We start from the raw sequence: 15,626 nt of genomic DNA, 5'->3' as shown, positions 1-15,626 counted from the left end.
GCTGGAGCGGTGATGTAAGGGGTGTGCCCACGACGGGGTTCCCACCGCTCAAGCGAAACAGAGAGGGGGATGAGCGCCATGTCGACACCGTCCCGCGTCCTTTACGAGGCGCCGTACCGGTTTGCCCCGAGTCGGAGGGGAAGATCGCGGGTTTGTCCGGCAGGGCGGGAATGCTTGAGGAAAGCAAGTCCGGCAGAGTGCTCAGCCGCTCCAGCTCACGGCCTCGCGTAGCGGAGGGCGGGTCACGGGTGCCGCAGCACAGGATCCTGATGTCAGGTGCTCAGCCAGCGGATGGCGGACAGGCTCGGCATGAAGAAGTACTCGCCGCCCAGCAGGGTGTTGAAGGACTGGATGCCCTTCACCCGGCGGGGCGGGGTCCCGGGCACGGTGAAGTAGGCGCCCTCGTCCTGCAACGAGATCATCGGGTCCTTCTCCTTGCCGAGGCCCACGAAGTTGCCGGAGCCGACCCACTCACTCTGCAGGAACTCGACGTTGTCGATCGCGCGGGCGCCCAGGGCGATGAAGTCCAGGCCGCGCGCCTGGCCGTCGTCCTTGAGCCGGTCGGTGGGCAGCGGGCGTCCGTAGGAGGTGCCGCGCCGGATGATCCGGCGGATGTTGACGTCGGAGAGGACCGTCAGCTTCGTGTCGCGCGGGTTCATCCGGCGGATGTGGGAGCCCAGCGGGGTGCGCAGCCCGCGCGGGTCGGCAGCGTAGTCGAAGTCGTTGATCCGCTTCGGGTCCTCGCCGACGGCGGGGTCGTCGCGTTCGGGGGCCAGGGCCAGCGGGGCGCCGCTGCGCCAGCGGCCCACCAACTTGGCGGCCAACAGCTCGCGTTCGTCCTCGGTGCGGGCGTTGTCGTGCAGGAAGGTGTTGAAGGCCGCGACGTGGGAGTGGTATTTGCGGAAGACCACGTACGTGCCGTTGCGGCCGAGGACGTCCGGCGCCGGTACGGGCAGCGGAAGACCGGTCTCGCTCGGGTGGCCCAGGACGAACTCACCGGCCTTGATCGGCCTGCCGTCGCCCGGCAGCGGCTCGGCGCCGCTGCCCTCGACCACCGGCTGGCTGAACCCGTCCCGGTAGCCGAACACGTTGAACCCGTCGGCCGCGAAGTCCTGGTGCGACAGCAGCCGCACCCCAGGCACGTCACCCAACTCCTTCTCGTACGAGGCGACTTCGTGGCGCCAGTCGTCCTCGCTCGCGGCAAAGACACTGACCGCGACGTGCACCCGCGGGCTCCCGAAGGGGAACTCCCAGCGCTCCGGCGCGTTCGGGCCGGTGTCTCGCAGCCGCTCGGCGCGGGCGGCCATCCCGGCACGGAAGTTGGCCGGGAAGGAGGCCAGTGACGCCTGCGGCACGCCCAGCGCGACGAGTCCCTGGTAGCTGAGGGCGAGGGCGAGCCAGGACGGCCGGGGTTCGTCCCAGCGGGCCGCCGAGGTCACCCGCGGGGCCAGTCGGCGCAGGAGTTCCCTGCCCGCGGCCGGCTCGGTGATCTCCAGGATCGCGTGGGTGCCGAAGTAGGGCTCGGGCCGCGCCCGCAGCAGCGTCGCCTGGATGTCGTCGAGATCAAGGCTGGGGTGTCGGCGCAGGCGCCGGAAGGGGGAGGGCATGGTGCGGGGCCTCAGTTGAGCTCGGTGAGGAAGTCCTGCAGTGCGGCGTCCTGCCGCTTGAGCCGGTGGGCCTCGGCCACGGTGAGGCCGGGGTGGGCGACGAACCAAGCCTCGGCCGGGATCTGGTACTTGACGATGAAGTCCTTCACGTCGGGCGAGGTGATGCCCGGCCAGCCCTCGACGTTGCTGAACAGGTAGTCCATGAACTCGGGGATCTTGGTGGCGAAGTCGTCGATGTAGGGGTCCCACTCGCCGTCGAAGGCGGTCGCGAACAGCAGCTTCGTGTCGTTGTCGAGGAACACGAACCGCATGTTGTGCAGCGTGCCGACCTGGCCGGCGCCGACCAGATTTCCGCTCACCAGCTTGAAGAAGTGGCGCAGCCGCTCAGCGCCGCCGGGCTTCAGCGGCAGGATCGTCGTCAGCTCGGACACCTCGCCGCTCTTGGCGCCGACGCGCCCGGCGGTCGTCACGGCATGTTCGGCCGCCTCCTCCTTGTCGGCCAGAATCTCGGCGACACGGAGCTTGAGCGCGATCTTGGCGTCCCCCAGCGCGGAGTCGACCTTCTCACGGACGGCCTCAGGCAGCTTCTGGAATCTCGCGTGCACATCATTCTCGCTCATGGCACCTCTCCTTGGGGTCTGGCGCCCGCCTTGTCGGCCAGCGCCTTGCAGCGGCTCGAACGAGCCGGGCCGACGCGATCGTAATTATTTCATAACGCCCAAAACGGGCGTTTGATGCCTGCATGAGGCGCGATGACGCTCAGTTTCAGAGCATCTCCGCATAACTGATTGCATCATCAGTTTAATGATGCCGTTTGTCAACGCGCTCACTCGCGATCGACCGCACGGCCCAACCTGTGAGTCATCCACGTCCCACAAAAGGTTCGTGCCGCCTCTCACCCCAAGCGGTTCCCGATGGCGGAACACTTCTCCGGACGGGCCTTGCTGATCGGGCCCCGCGAAGGAGGTGCGCACGCACCGTAGAGGTGCTCACTCCGCACGGTGTCGACGCGCCCTGTGCGTAGGAGGCGCCCTGCTGTGGCACCTACCAGTCGTGAGGGTCCATCTCCCCCCCCCGCCGCTGTGCCGCAATGACGGTCGCGCACTGCTGTCTGAAGTTGGGCGACCTGACGTGTCCATTTCCAGCCATGGGGAGGTATTCGTCAAACGAGGCACCAGTGTCGCGGTGAATCGTATGATGCGTCAGAACCGCATGCGGGTGGGGCACTTGAGCGGTTACAACCGCCTGTGTCGTCGAGGGCGCGGGCCTCATCGCTCGGGGGATGTCGGTGTACCTTGCCTGTCTGTATGCGGAGAACTTCCGGATCTTCGGCGCGGCGCCGCAGAAGGAAGGCGACAAGGACGCCAGCCTGAGCCTGGACTTCGGTCCCGCCACGAACGTCCTCGTCGGCGAGAACGACAGCGGCAAGACGGCCATCATCGACGCGATCCGCCTGTGCCTGCTGACGACCGCGGCTGACTTCTACCGCATCACACGCGACGACTTCAACGTCGGGCCCGGCGGCCGCGCGGGCACCTTCAAGATCACCTGCGGGTTCAAGGACCTCACAACGGAAGAACAGGCCGTCTTCCTTGAGTTGCTCACCACGGACGAGGAGGGCAACGTCGCCCTCTACGTCACCGTCAAAGCGGAGTTGATGGACCCGCTGCGTCCCCACCGCGTCGCGATGACCACCCGCACCGGCCGCGATGGGCAGGGGCCAGCCCTGGACGGTGCCGCACGTGAACTGCTGAAGGCCACCTACCTGCGGCCCCTGCGGGACGCGGAGGCGGAGTTGCGCTCCGGCCGCGGATCACGGCTGTCGCAAATCCTGGCCGGCTACCCGGCCATGCGTGCACAAGGTGAGGACGACTTCGACGAGGAGAGCGGCAGCGCCTCCACCTTGGTCGGCATCCTGCGCCGCGCGGAACGGCACATCAGCGACAACGAGGCCATCAAGACGGCCCGGGACGACATCAACACCGGTTACCTGCAGAAGTTCTCCATCGGCTCCGACGTCCTGCGCGGTGAGATCGGCGTTGCGGGTGATGCGACGCTCGCCCGCGCGCTGGAGCGGTTGGAGCTCACGCTGTTCGCGGGTACGGGGGAGTGGACCAGACACGGTCTGGGTTACAACAACGCCCTGTTCATGGCGGCCGAACTGCTCCTGCTCGGCAACAGCGTCATCGCGCCCCTGCTGCTGATCGAGGAGCCCGAAGCCCACCTCCACCCGCAACTGCAGACCCGCATCATGGACCTCCTGCGGGATCGCGCCGAGACCGCGAACACAGTGGAGACGCCGCCGGTCCAGGTCATCCTCACTACCCACAGCCCGAACCTGGCCTCGGCCATCCCGGTCGAACACCTCACCCTCGTCGCCCGGGGATCCACCTTCCGCCTGGCCCCGGGCCTGACCCAGCTCGATGAGGGCGACTACGCCTTCCTCACCCGCTTCCTCGACGTGACCAAGGCCAACCTCTTCTTCGCCCGCAGCGTCGCCATCGTCGAGGGCGACGCCGAAGCCATCGTCCTGCCTGCCCTCGCACAGGCGGTCGGGCGGTCGTTCAGCGAATGCGGCGTCAGCGTCGTCAATGTCGGCGGCGTCGGCCTCTTCCGCTACAGCCGGATCTTCCAGCGCGAGGGCGAGCAGATACCGGTCGCGGTGGCCTGCATACGGGACCGGGACCTGGTTCCCGCCAGCACCTCCGCGGAGATGCGCAAGAAGCTGAAGTGCTCGGTGGAGATGACCAAGCAAGAGATCGAAAAGCACGTCGCAGGGTTGAAAGAGGAGGACAGCGGCCACGTACGCACCTTCGTCTCCGACCACTGGACATTGGAGTACGACCTGGCCGCCGGCTCCTGGACCATGGCGACCCTGATGCACCAGGCCGTTCGTGCCGCTGTCGCCTCCAAGACCACCTGGCCCACCGCGGACAGACTCGCCGACCTGGACCGACTGGCGCAGGAGGAGGTCGAGAAGTGGCGAGAGAGCAACGTTCCCCTGGAAAAGGCGGCCTTGGACATTTATGAGCCGCTGCGCATGGGCCGGGGCAGTAAGCCGATCGCCGCCCATCACGCGGCCCGGCTGCTGCAGAGCACGCCCGTGACCGATGAAGACCTGCCGCCCTACCTCGTGGCCGCCTTCACGTACCTGTGCAGCGAGGCCTGAGCGATGACCTCCCTGTACGCCCCCGACGCCTTCATCAAGGACAGGGTCGAAGCCCTCGCCCGGCAACTCGGCCTCGACCTGCCCCGCCAGGAACAGTGGTACTTCATCCAGAGCCTGGAATCCCTGGACCTCCAGGCAGCTCCCGGCTCGGGAAAGACCAGCCTGATCGGCCTCAAGCTCGCCCTCCTGGGCCAGGCATGGGCCTCGCCCACCCGCGGCATCTGCGTCCTGTCCCACACCAACACGGCCAAGGACGAGATCACCCACCGCCTCACCGTCACACCGGCGGGACGCCGCTTGCTGCAGTACCCGCACTTCATCGGCACGATCCAGTCCTTCACCAACACCTTCCTCGCCCTGCCCGCCCTACGGTCCCGGGGCATTGAAGTCCAGACCGTAGACGACCAGGCCTACGCGGACGAAGCCCTCCGGCTGCTCGAACACCACCCCCGGTTCCGGAAACTCAACACCGCACTCGGGCACCGCACGAACGGCCCCGCACTCGTCGCCGAGGCCCGCTACGTCTGCGACGCCGGAGACCTGATCGCGACAGGACCTGACGGCACCCCTCCCTTCAAAGCATCCAGCGACAGTGGCCAACAATTCGCCGCGTTCAAGGAAACGCTCACCGAGCGAGGCATCTTCCGCTACCACGACATGTTCGCCCTCGCCGAGCACCACCTCTTTCATCACCCCCAGCTCGCACTGGCCGCCGCCCACCGCTTCCCCTTCGTCCTCCTGGACGAAATGCAGGACACCAGCGACCTCCAGCAACGCCTGCTCGACAAGGTCTTCGGCCCGCCGGGCACGGTCGTCCAGCGCGTGGGTGACATCAACCAGCGCATCTTCGCCGACGCACCGGATGCCGCACAGCCCTCGTCGTTCCCCCTGCCGCACGCCGCCCAACTCCCCGTCAGCCGCAGGTTCGGCAGCAAGATCGCGGCACTCGCCAGTGACCTCACGGTCCACCGCCGCCAACGCATCGACGGCGCCGGCCACGACGGGACCGTCGCCCTCCTGCTCTTCGACGACGACACCGTCGCGGAAGTGGTACCGGCCTTCGAACGGATGGCAGCGGCCACGGTCCCCCGCCAGCTGCTGTTGGACAACCCGCCCCGCGTCCTGGGCGCCCGCCTCACGCGGGGAAGCGCCAAGGCCTTTCCGCAATCCCTCTCCTGCTACGTACCTGGCTTCTCGAGCACGCCGCTCCAGACAACCGGCAGTCTCATCACGACGGCACGCGTCGCCCAGGCTCAGCGGCAATCCGGCGACAACCACGCAGCGATCACACTCCTGTGGAACGCAGTCCGTGACGTAGCCCGACTCGCCAGTGTCGGCGGTCTGCCCCCGCTGAGGCGACTGGACCGAGACCCTGCCACCGCCGGAGGCAGGGCACGCCTGCTTCTGCACGATCTGCTGACGAGCCCTCTCAACAGCCACGTTGAATGGGCAGTTCTCACCGCCCGGCTTCTGCGGCTGCTGCCGGACCTGACTCAGAGCCCCTTGAAAGGTGTCGCCCGTCTCGCAGATCCCCTTGCCCACATCCCGTACATCGCCCAGCCAACGCCCGTGCTCGATGCGTCGGCTGATGCGGACCAGGGTGTAGTGGCATCGGTTGCAGGATCGATCCAGAGCGCCAAGGGCGAAACCCACGCGGCCACACTCATCCTCGAATGCTTGGAACGCAGCGGCAAGAAGCACGACGTGCACGAGGTCCTCGGACTCCTGAGCCGACAGCAGGACGCCTCCAAGGCCCTGGTCACCGTCCAGCGCGCGGCACAACTCGTCTTCGTGGGCGCCACCCGCCCCACCCACCTGCTCGCCTTCGCCGCGCACCGCACACGAGCCGAGCCGTACGTCGAGGCGATCACGGCCCGCGGCTGGTCTGTCCACGACATCCACGCCCACTGAGCGACTACTTGCTGCACCGCCGGGGCCGGGCGGGTGGCCAGGGCGCGGCGCCACCGCCCTCGCGGGCTGGCACGGGCCGGAATATGCCCTTGTGCCCCTCGGAAAGCCCGCTCAGGTATTCGCTTCGGATGCGATTTTTGGGGCGCTGCATGTCTGCCGTGAACGAACGGGAGGGTGCAGGGTGCAGGAGGAAAGGACATTGCTCGCCAATATCGCCATGTCTGGTTCGTGATGCCGGAACGTCCTGTGTCCCAAGAGTGCGCGAAAAGCGTCGGCCGACCGGAATCTGAGCGGCCACGCTGAACGGTATGCGTCTGACTCTCACGCGATTACTGCTGTCTCCTGTCACCAGCAGCCGTGCTGCCTGGGCGGCATCCAGGAGCCGCGGCCAGCTTTCCTTCGATGCTGCATGGCGCCGAGAACGCCTGGCCAGGCACCCTGATGAGCTGGTCTACCGCCTCCACGGACACCTCCCGCCACAGGGTCCAGAAGCCGGACGTGACGCAGGGCCTATACACGGACGACCGGGCGCAGAACCAGGCCGCGAATACGAGAAGTGAAGCCATAGCCGTGCGTGCATAGTGACTCCTGATACAGGAGAAACATGTGTGACGGAAGGGAATGTATGCCTTTCAGTCATGTTTTCAATGGGGCGATTTCACGGTCGGTGTACGAGTGAGAATTTCTGGATGAATCGACGCGAGCCAGGGGGAGTTCATGTCTGACTTCGGTGCTCTGTCCGCACTGCTCGGTGCCGGGCTGCCGGCCACCTTCACGTTTCTCTACCAGCGCCTTGAGAACCTGCTGGACCGGCGAGGCGCTCCTGAAACCGACTTGGCGTTACCTGTGCCGCTGCGGGGGGAGTTGGCGCTGCCGCTGACCGTCGGTGAGGAGCAACTCGCGGCGCATCAGGGAGAGTTGGAGCTGCTGCGCGATGCTCTTGGCGCGTACCACCGCGGTGCCGCGCCCGTCGACGCGGACAATCCCGAGCTCCTACGAATGCTGGGGCGGCTGCGCGGCAGGTTAGAGGACCTCTATGGGCAGCGGCTGACGTTCCAGGGGGAGGAGGACCGGCAGCCTTCCGGTCCCTTCTCGCGACAGAAGATCCACACTGTGCGCGGCCAGGTCACCGGCATGCATGCCGACGACACCATCAGCGGAAACGCGGAGACAGACCAGGACATCACCACTGTCGCCGAAGGCGCCACAGTCACCGGCATGCGCGCCCGGAACATCGGCAACCCGCCCAAGCGGTCCCAGCGCTGAACCTCACTGCCCCGACAGCCTCAAGAAGGACCGCCTGTGACCTCCAGCGCCCGAACGCCGCAAACACCGGACGCACTCCCGACCACTGTCCCATCCCCTGCGTCACATCCCCTCAGGGGTCCCGCTCCTGACACAACGACGGCGTCGTCCAACCCGCCCGAACCGAGCTGGCAGAAAGCCCCGCCCGCCCCCGACTTCCCCGACGACGCCTCAACATCACACACTCCGGAGGAAGCGGACGCTCCCGCAGAACAAGAAACCCCTGAAGACCAGGGCAGTTCCCAGGACGCCGACCTCCACGATGAGATCATTGAGCCCGGCTGGGCCGGACAGGTCAGCCAGCGCATCGGTACGAACCGCGGCACCGTCATCGGCACTCTCATCGAGCAAGGATTCCGCCGGCTACGGGGTATTCCACTGCCCCCTGCGGAAGTCGCCGCGCAGTTGAAAACCTACGTCCGTCACGAAGACGACGACCAGGCCATTCACAAGATCCTGGACCAAAGGCCGGTCGTCGTCCTGACGGGACAAGACGGTACCGGCCGCTTCAGCACCGCCCTGGACGTACTGCGCCGTCGCGTTGGCGACACCATCCGCCAAGTGCGCCGGGAACCAGATGCGCCGTTCCACATGGCAGGACTGCAAGAGCCCCATACCGGATGGATCCTGGACCTGCGCGCGGAACAGCCCCCAGCCGGCTTCGGCCGCGAACTGGTCGAGGACGCAGACAAGCTGCCAGAGGGGTCCTGTCTCGTCGTCCTGATGAGCACCACAGCCTGGGCCACATGCGGACGAGGAGCAGCGGAAATCGCCAAGCCCCTGGAAGGACCACCACGCAAGGACATCCTGGGCAGGCAACTCAAACAGGCGCCCTTCGCCATTGACATCAACGACTGGCTCTCATCCGAGCCCATCAGTAGAGGCATCGACTCCCTCCTGCCGGCGCAAGTGGCCGCCTGGGCGAACGCCATCATCACCACCGAGGACATCGAACGCCGCAAAGGCCGCCCCGCATCCGACGGATCGCCCGACACCGACTACTTCAAAGCCCTGGTCCGGGAAGTAGTCAAGGCGGCAGAAGACTGGCGCACCGAACTTCTCAACTGGCACAACACCCACAGCGACAGCGCCTACCGCAACTACCTCCTGGCGGCCGCTGTACTGGAGGGAGCGAGCTCGGACAAGATATACAAGGCATCCGGCAGCCTGGCCACGGCGCTCAACGAGAAGTCCGAGCCCCGCAGTGGCCAACAGGGGCTGGGCGTCGTCGCGCTGACACACACAGCCAACGCCGATCTGCAGCCCGACGGCACCATCCGCTTCCGGTACCACAACTACGCCGAAGCGGTCGTCGACTACTTCCTCGACGACCGACCCCACCTCCTCGAAGAGTTCACCCGCTGGACCGCTGCCCAAGTCACCAAACTGGGCGAAGCAGACCTGACCGCACCACTGGCCCAGCGTGTCAGCCACTGGACCGTGCACTACACCGCACGCCACCGTAGGACGAGCCTCCTGCGCTCCCTGGCCGAGCAATGGTCCTCCTCGCACGCCGACGCCGCATGCGACCTGCTGGTCCTCGCCGCAATCGACGACCACGCCGGCGCACTGGCCCGCAACGCCTACCGGCGATGGGTCAACGAGACGGACACGCTCAGCACCGACTTCACAGTCGTCCTCATCCGGGCCGTCCAGCGTCTCGCCGCTATCTACCCGACCAGCATGCTGAGCAGAATCGCTGAACTGGCCAACTCGGCACAGCAGAACGCTGTCCACAGCGACAAAGTCACCGCTGCGATCAGCCAGGCCCTGAACGTCCTGTGGGATCAGGCCGACCAACGATCAGCCATCCACAAGCAGCTCACCCAGTGGGCTGCTGACCACCGCAAAGCCCAGCAGGCGGCAGCGCAAGGCACGTTCGCTCACCTCGCCACCCGCGGTACGCCTGATGGACCCGCTCTCCTGACAGACCAGCGAACCACGACCGCATGGCTGGCCGACATGTGGCGCAACGCTCTGCCGACGACCACCTGGTCCCCGGTCGTAGCACAGGCATTCGCCTACTGGATGCAGACCGCCCTCGACACACCCGACCTCAGCCCCACCATTCAGCAGATCTTCCTGAACGCCGTACACCGCCCCACCGACCCCCACTACAGCGCGCCACGACTGCTCGCCATGCAGAACCTCCTCTTCAGCTGGGCCCCCGCACCGCCCTCGCCAGTACCCAGCGACGCCGCCCACCTGCGCGACCAGCTCCTGGCCCGCCTGAGGGCCGAAGACCCCGCCGCACCCCCGGGCCCTTATGCGCCGCAACCGTGACCGAGCTGGCTGGCCCGCCCCGCGGGCCGGCCACCTCACCGACAACGACACCATGTACGCGCTGCCCAGCAACGCCCCCGGCTACAACTTCCACGCACACCTGACCGGACGCTGGGAGGAAACACCCGCAGCCCGGCAACACCACGACCCCCGCGCGGCAGCCACCCACCACGCTCTCGAAACAGCCCGCGCCGTGGCACGCCTGTATCCCCTTACTGAACACCAGGCCGCTCAAGCCCACATCAACAGCCGACTCGGCACCTCACACGACCTCGGCCATGCGCCCGTCCGCCTCCTATGGGCCCGAGCGCAGCTGACCGCGGACACCACAGACATCGAGACGGTCGTCTGCATCCAACGCCGGATACACGACGAGGCACTGAACGAACAAACCAACCGCCAACGCCAGCACCAGGCGGAGGAACTGCACCGCGCCTTGTCCACAACACCCACACTGGCTCTCGCCCACTGGCTCATCCACCAGCCACAAGCCGCCGACCCGAACACCATCGAAGCCCTGAGCCGGCTGACGCGCGAAATCACCACCTACGCCCCGCACACCGCTTGGGTCCAAGTCGCCAACCTGCTCCAGACCTTCGTGCAGGACCTCGACACGCCCGCCCGCACAAACCTCGTCGACAGCCTCGCCCAGATCTTCACCCGCTACGACCAGCCAGAACTTGCCCACCGTCTGCGTTCCATCGCAACGCAGATGCAGTCCGTCAACGGACACTCGCCAAGCAGCCCGCCACGCTAACAGCGCCTCGGCGCGAGAAACGCGGCATTTGGTATGCCTGCGCCGACAGCCAGGGTCACATGGCTCACGGAGCTTCGCTGACGCGCCACCGACACGCTCGTCCATGCAGCCCCCGGTCGGCGTCGGCGCCAAGTGGCCATCCCCGGGTCCCAGCGACACTTCGGGGTCAGGCAGCCGCAGAAGACGTGTCGCTGCCCCGGGGGCGGGCTGCGCGTCGGGAAGAGCCGTTTCCGGTGAAGAGGGCGGACACTCGACGGCTCCCGTCTGGAGGGCGGCGTCGGCAATGAGACAACACCGCTGCCTGGCCGTTATGGGCGACTTCGTACAGGTTTGAACCGGATCTGCTGGGGAGTTCTGTGTTAAGTCGCCTGGCCCAGCAGGGGATGAAGGGGTGCCAGTTCCGCGCAATGCAGCGTCGGCTCGCGCTGAACCGTCACCGCTGACAGTGCTACCCCCTACGCTGCTGTAGTAACGGATGCCGCCCGCCGAAGCGGCTGGTCTCCTCCTATGACCCAAACTAATTCGAAGAGTTCGTGAATGCGCCGGCCGCGGCGGCCACGAACATCTTCCGCGCAGAGGGGAGCCCGAGAGCATGCGGCCGCTTCCCCGCAGCCTGGACCCGTTGCCAGGGGAGAGTCTGCCCGGCTTCCTGCTGCGGCTGTCTTACCGACTGGACATCGACCCACTGCATCTTGCCGCTCGCTGCGGCCTGGGAGGCAAGCTGTCGACAACATCCACTTTCTCTTCCCGGCACTTGCTCCAAGTCGATCCCGGCCTTGCGGAGATCGTCGCCAGCAGCCTTCGGCTCACCGTTTCGGAGATCCACAATCTGACCCTAGCCCATCAGGCCCCTGGATTCTCTCCCGTTCAGACCGATTACCTCGGAAAAGAACAATTCATCTCATCCGTGGTTCACGAGGGTTGGGTGTTCACACGTTTCAGTCGATACTGCCCTGAATGTCTTGTTGAAAGGGAGAGCCGCACTTTGGGCAGCGCTTGGCAGGGACGATGGCGACTTCCTTTCGTTTTTACCTGCCCGCTGCATCGTTGTTTCCTCGAATGGTGCTGTCCCGCGTGCGGCAATCCCGCCTTCTCGGCCGGAATCAGTGAGGCCGGGCGATGGCGGCCGGCTCATCTCATTCCCAACCCGCTAGCGGTTCTGCACCCCGCGCAATGCCGTAGCCGTTCCACCGAGAACGGCCGTGTCGGGCCACGAACGGCGCCGACCTGCGGCAACCGTCTCGATGTCCGCCACGGCCCCGTTGCGGTGCCCTCCACCGAGGTCACCGAGCTTCAGGACCGCTTGTCGCGTTTGGCAACGGCATCAGCCACGGCTCCCGCCATGTCGCTAGGCGAGCCGACCACTACTTCGGCCTTTTTCAACGATCTCCGCACAACCATGCTGGTGATCTGCGCAACCTGGCCCGTCGCCGCCGAACTGAAACCGAGTAGGCTGCTGCGGGAAGTCGACGCTATCCATATTGAAGATCAGGTGCGATCCTTGGGCGTCGGAAAGGGGAGTGGACGATTCGTTCTCCCGGCCCGTGCGCAGGCAGCTCCGTCGCCGGATCCGATCGCTGCCGCTGCTCTCATGGGCCTGGCTTCGAACATTCTCGGGGCACCAGAAGCAGCGGATCATCTCGGTTCGCTCGTGGCACACTGCACCAAGCTGTGGCCAGGGCGGGCCAAGCTCCTCGAACTCGAACCATACTGTTCCAACGGTTTCCGAACTGCCATAAAAGACCGTCTCGACGGTCTACGGCCCGGTCCTGATACTCGAGCGGTTTTCCCTCAAACCCCCACGCACCGCGACCGACTTGAAGCTCGCCGAATCCCGCAGCGGCTCCCGGACACGTGGTTCTCGTTGCTGGGAAGGCTTAGCTTTCCACCCAATGCCCTTCGGCGAGACGCCGCGATACGACTCGTCGAGATGGCGGGAGGCTCCACTCGCAGAGCGGCAGCACTCTACCTCGGATTCCATGACGGCACGGAGCTCCGCACCGCTACCCTTCTCCGGAAATGGCAGCACAACGGCGACAACGCCCAGAAATACAGTCGTGCCCTCACCGCGCTGGCCGACAAGATCACCGCTGATCCTCACGGCGTCGACTATCAACTCCGTCGCGAGCAGCTCCGCGCGTGGGTCATCCCGCCAGACGAATGGGAGGCGATCACCGAGAAAGTGACTCAACGCCAGTTGCCGACGATCCGTTCCCTCACTTGCTGGAGTCCAGGCAGGCATCTCGCCGCGTCAGCCGTCGTCTGGGCTTGGGCCACACAGGGCTACTACTGGCTCGCGCCAATGCTCCACCACCAGCGCCACCGCCTACCCGCACCGCAAATGAGTGAGACGAGGCGCGAAGCCGCACGCCTCATCCGCCCCGAGCCCCGCGATGGACAGGGCAGCGTCCGACGGCTTCTAAACGAGACACTGTGGGACTGCTACAGCAGCCTCACCGTACGCATCGACGCCGGACTGCCTGCAACAGGCCCGCCCTAGAGCAGCCTCCCGGGCGGACAACAGTACCTCCTGAAATTCGCCTGGAGAAATCTTCTTCGCTGATTTCGTCAATCGTTCCGGAATTCCGGAAGTCGACGTTCGGAAGCTGCTCAGCAGGGAAGTAATCAGCGAACGAATCTGTATGGAATTGTGGTCGACCTCGCCCGGCTACTCGGACCGATTCATAGCCTCATGGACATGGGTGTTTACTGTGCGTCAGCGTCGGGGAACGGAGTGATCCACCGGCCTTGTCCGCGCGGGTGGCAATGGGGCCGGCGCCTGAGTCGATGTCCCGGGCGAGTCGCTGCGCGTACTCGGAGAGAACGTGGCGCAGGTCGGCATAGTGGCGCAGCGGATCGGGGCGGGCGTACTGGAACCATGCGGTGTTTCGCCGTGCGGCCCAGTGTTGCTGGATTTCGGTGGGTTGCGTGGCTTCGAGCGGGCGCGGAGCGAAAAGATGCTCGCCTCGCGTGACTAACGTCCAGATGAACACGGAGGCGTCCTGACGCTTGCGGTCGTTGGTCAGGGCGCGGAACTGGCCTCGGGCGGGCGGGAGTTCTCCGACCAGGGCATTCCAGGCGTCGATGCTGAGTACCCACTCTTGAAGTGCTTGTCGCCTGCGCCGGTAGTCAACTGGTGGTTGACGTGGTGACTGCAGTTCTGAGGCAAGAGCGCGGAAGGCTCTGTCGAGCTCAAGAGGGTTGCAGCCTGTCCGCACTGAGCGCCGAGTCTCGCGTCCAGTGAGCAGGTGGGTCTGGACGGGTGTGATCCCGAGGAACTCCGCGGCGTCGTCGTACGCTCCACCCATGGCCCACTGGACGAGTCGGACGGCGGCGGCCCTCCGCACGGCCTTGGATGCCGAACCCGCGCAGCTGGCCAAGTAGCGCTGATACCAGTCCGGCTCCAGGAACGCCGGAATGTGTTCGGCTTGGTAGCCGATTCGGAGCGGTGCTCGTGTGCCCCCGCGGCCGCTGACTCGGGGGAACACTCGGGTCGCGGGCTCAGCGACCTGCCGGAGTCGCTCAGAGCAGTCGTTTTTGTACCTGTCATAGAGAACGGCCCACGGTGTCCGGCTTGAAGGGCTGCCGAAGGCGGCGCGCGTGATGTCCGACAGGAGGTCAGGCAGGTCGTCTCGCGAAAGCAGGCGATCTGCGGCCATCAGTAGAGCTCCGCACGCAATGGGATCGCGCGGTGGCGTGTCGCGGACTTGTTGGTTGCGCCTTCCGCCCGAATCGGCGTGCAGTTTCTGCGAATTGGAATCGATTCGCTCAGCGGTCTCGGTATCCAGGAGGTCCCGGCTATGAGGCCATGTCGTGCTGATCAGTGCGGTGGCCAGTCGCAGATCGGTGAAGTACTCGGACGCTTCCGTGGTTCGAGTGGGCGATTTCAGGCGGCCGCGGAGGGATTTCTGAAAGCGGAGGAGGTCCGCAGTCGGTTGTGGCCGGTCACGTGCCGGTGCGGTGCGGTGGTCGAGTCTGCCGGCGCAGGCGAAAGACTTCCTCCTCGGCGTCTGAGCGTCGACCGTCCACCGGCATTGCGTTGGATGCAGCGTATGGTCGTTGGCTCGTTGGACCAGTGGTCCTTGTGTGTCGTGCGGCTGACCGCAGTGCGGGCATGCGGATTCCAGGTAGATCCGATGCTCGGTGCAGGCGAAGACGATGGGCAGGTGCCAGAGCTTGAGCCAGGGCCCGCCGTGCAGTTGCTGGGCTGCAGTGCCGTCGCCTGCCAGGCAGGAGGGGCAGAAGCGTGGTGAGCCGACATAGAGCCATGCGTCTGGTCTCATCAAGCGCCCTGGTTCGGGCAGGGACCGGGCGATCGGAGGATAGCGGTCCCGCCACTGCGCCAGCGTCAGAGCGGAGACTTCTCTGGCAGTCTGTCCCGTGAGCCGGGCGAATGCTTCGGCCTGAGGCTTGGGAAGGTCCAGCAACAGACTGCCGGGGAAGTGATTTGGGTTGCTGTCTTGCTTGATCCAGTCCGCTTCGCGGATCAGGCGCAGAGGCGAGAGGCCAAGACGGTGCCCGAGCCGAAGCAGATAGCTGACCAGGGATTCTCCCGATAGCGGTTCGAGACTCCGGGGCAGTGGATGCATCACGG

Annotated in this window: 9 protein-coding genes; 6 read left to right on the top strand and 3 right to left on the bottom strand. The window is 65.9% G+C overall.

What is annotated here, in order from left to right; genetic code table 11:
- Positions 1-272: 272 nt before the first annotated feature.
- Together ACIBJB_RS21700 and ACIBJB_RS21695 are read right to left on the bottom strand one after the other, a co-directional pair.
- The gene (locus tag ACIBJB_RS21700; protein WP_398932741.1) at positions 273-1,607 is read right to left on the bottom strand and encodes a Dyp-type peroxidase; all 1,335 of its coding nucleotides are present in this window, start codon (positions 1,605-1,607) and stop codon (positions 273-275) included.
- A gap of 11 nt (positions 1,608-1,618) precedes the next feature.
- A complete protein-coding gene (locus tag ACIBJB_RS21695; protein WP_398932740.1) occupies positions 1,619-2,227 on the bottom strand; it encodes a hypothetical protein in 609 nt (202 codons plus the stop codon).
- Between the two features lie 662 nt (positions 2,228-2,889).
- Between ACIBJB_RS21695 and ACIBJB_RS21690 the strand changes: the two genes are divergently transcribed.
- From ACIBJB_RS21690 to ACIBJB_RS21665, 6 genes are all read left to right on the top strand, one after another.
- On the top strand, positions 2,890-4,776 hold the full coding sequence (locus ACIBJB_RS21690) for an ATP-dependent nuclease (RefSeq protein ID WP_398932739.1): 1,887 nt from the start codon (positions 2,890-2,892) through the stop codon (positions 4,774-4,776).
- Positions 4,777-4,779: 3 nt separating this feature from the next.
- Positions 4,780-6,687: a UvrD-helicase domain-containing protein gene (locus ACIBJB_RS21685; RefSeq protein WP_398932738.1), complete on the top strand. Its 1,908-nt coding sequence runs from the start codon at positions 4,780-4,782 to the stop codon at positions 6,685-6,687.
- A gap of 717 nt (positions 6,688-7,404) precedes the next feature.
- Entirely contained in the window at positions 7,405-7,953 is a 549-nt protein-coding gene (locus tag ACIBJB_RS21680) for a hypothetical protein (RefSeq protein WP_398932736.1), read from the top strand.
- A gap of 36 nt (positions 7,954-7,989) precedes the next feature.
- Positions 7,990-10,275, top strand: coding sequence for a hypothetical protein (locus tag ACIBJB_RS21675; RefSeq protein WP_398932735.1), 2,286 nt, complete (start codon positions 7,990-7,992; stop codon positions 10,273-10,275).
- A 52-nt stretch (positions 10,276-10,327) separates the two neighbouring features.
- Positions 10,328-11,032: a hypothetical protein gene (locus ACIBJB_RS21670; RefSeq protein WP_398932734.1), complete on the top strand. Its 705-nt coding sequence runs from the start codon at positions 10,328-10,330 to the stop codon at positions 11,030-11,032.
- 592 nt (positions 11,033-11,624) lie between these two features.
- A complete protein-coding gene (locus ACIBJB_RS21665; protein WP_398932733.1) occupies positions 11,625-13,532 on the top strand; it encodes a TniQ family protein in 1,908 nt (635 codons plus the stop codon).
- Between the two features lie 190 nt (positions 13,533-13,722).
- Here ACIBJB_RS21665 and ACIBJB_RS21660 read toward each other — a convergent pair whose 3' ends face one another.
- The gene (locus ACIBJB_RS21660) at positions 13,723-15,621 is read right to left on the bottom strand and encodes a TniQ family protein (RefSeq protein ID WP_398932732.1); all 1,899 of its coding nucleotides are present in this window, start codon (positions 15,619-15,621) and stop codon (positions 13,723-13,725) included.
- Between the last annotated feature and the right edge of the window lie 5 nt (positions 15,622-15,626).

The organism is Streptomyces sp. NPDC050759, from assembly GCF_044456945.1.
In the GTDB taxonomy this organism is placed as follows: Bacteria; Actinomycetota; Actinomycetes; order Streptomycetales; family Streptomycetaceae; genus Streptomyces.
Note: the sequence above shows the minus strand (reverse complement) of the source record. Positions and strands in the feature narration are given on the sequence as shown.

What these genes read in the sequence shown, in the direction of transcription:
- ACIBJB_RS21700 (WP_398932741.1), bottom strand. Translation starts at nt 1,607, where the DNA reads ATGCCCTCCCCCTTCCGGCGCCTGCGCCGACACCCCAGCCTTGATCTC.
- ACIBJB_RS21695 (WP_398932740.1), bottom strand. Translation starts at nt 2,227, where the DNA reads ATGAGCGAGAATGATGTGCACGCGAGATTCCAGAAGCTGCCTGAGGCC.
- ACIBJB_RS21690 (WP_398932739.1), top strand. Translation starts at nt 2,890, where the DNA reads ATGTCGGTGTACCTTGCCTGTCTGTATGCGGAGAACTTCCGGATCTTC.
- ACIBJB_RS21685 (WP_398932738.1), top strand. Translation starts at nt 4,780, where the DNA reads ATGACCTCCCTGTACGCCCCCGACGCCTTCATCAAGGACAGGGTCGAA.
- ACIBJB_RS21680 (WP_398932736.1), top strand. Translation starts at nt 7,405, where the DNA reads ATGTCTGACTTCGGTGCTCTGTCCGCACTGCTCGGTGCCGGGCTGCCG.
- ACIBJB_RS21670 (WP_398932734.1), top strand. Translation starts at nt 10,328, where the DNA reads ATGTACGCGCTGCCCAGCAACGCCCCCGGCTACAACTTCCACGCACAC.
- ACIBJB_RS21665 (WP_398932733.1), top strand. Translation starts at nt 11,625, where the DNA reads ATGCGGCCGCTTCCCCGCAGCCTGGACCCGTTGCCAGGGGAGAGTCTG.
- ACIBJB_RS21660 (WP_398932732.1), bottom strand. Translation starts at nt 15,621, where the DNA reads ATGCATCCACTGCCCCGGAGTCTCGAACCGCTATCGGGAGAATCCCTG.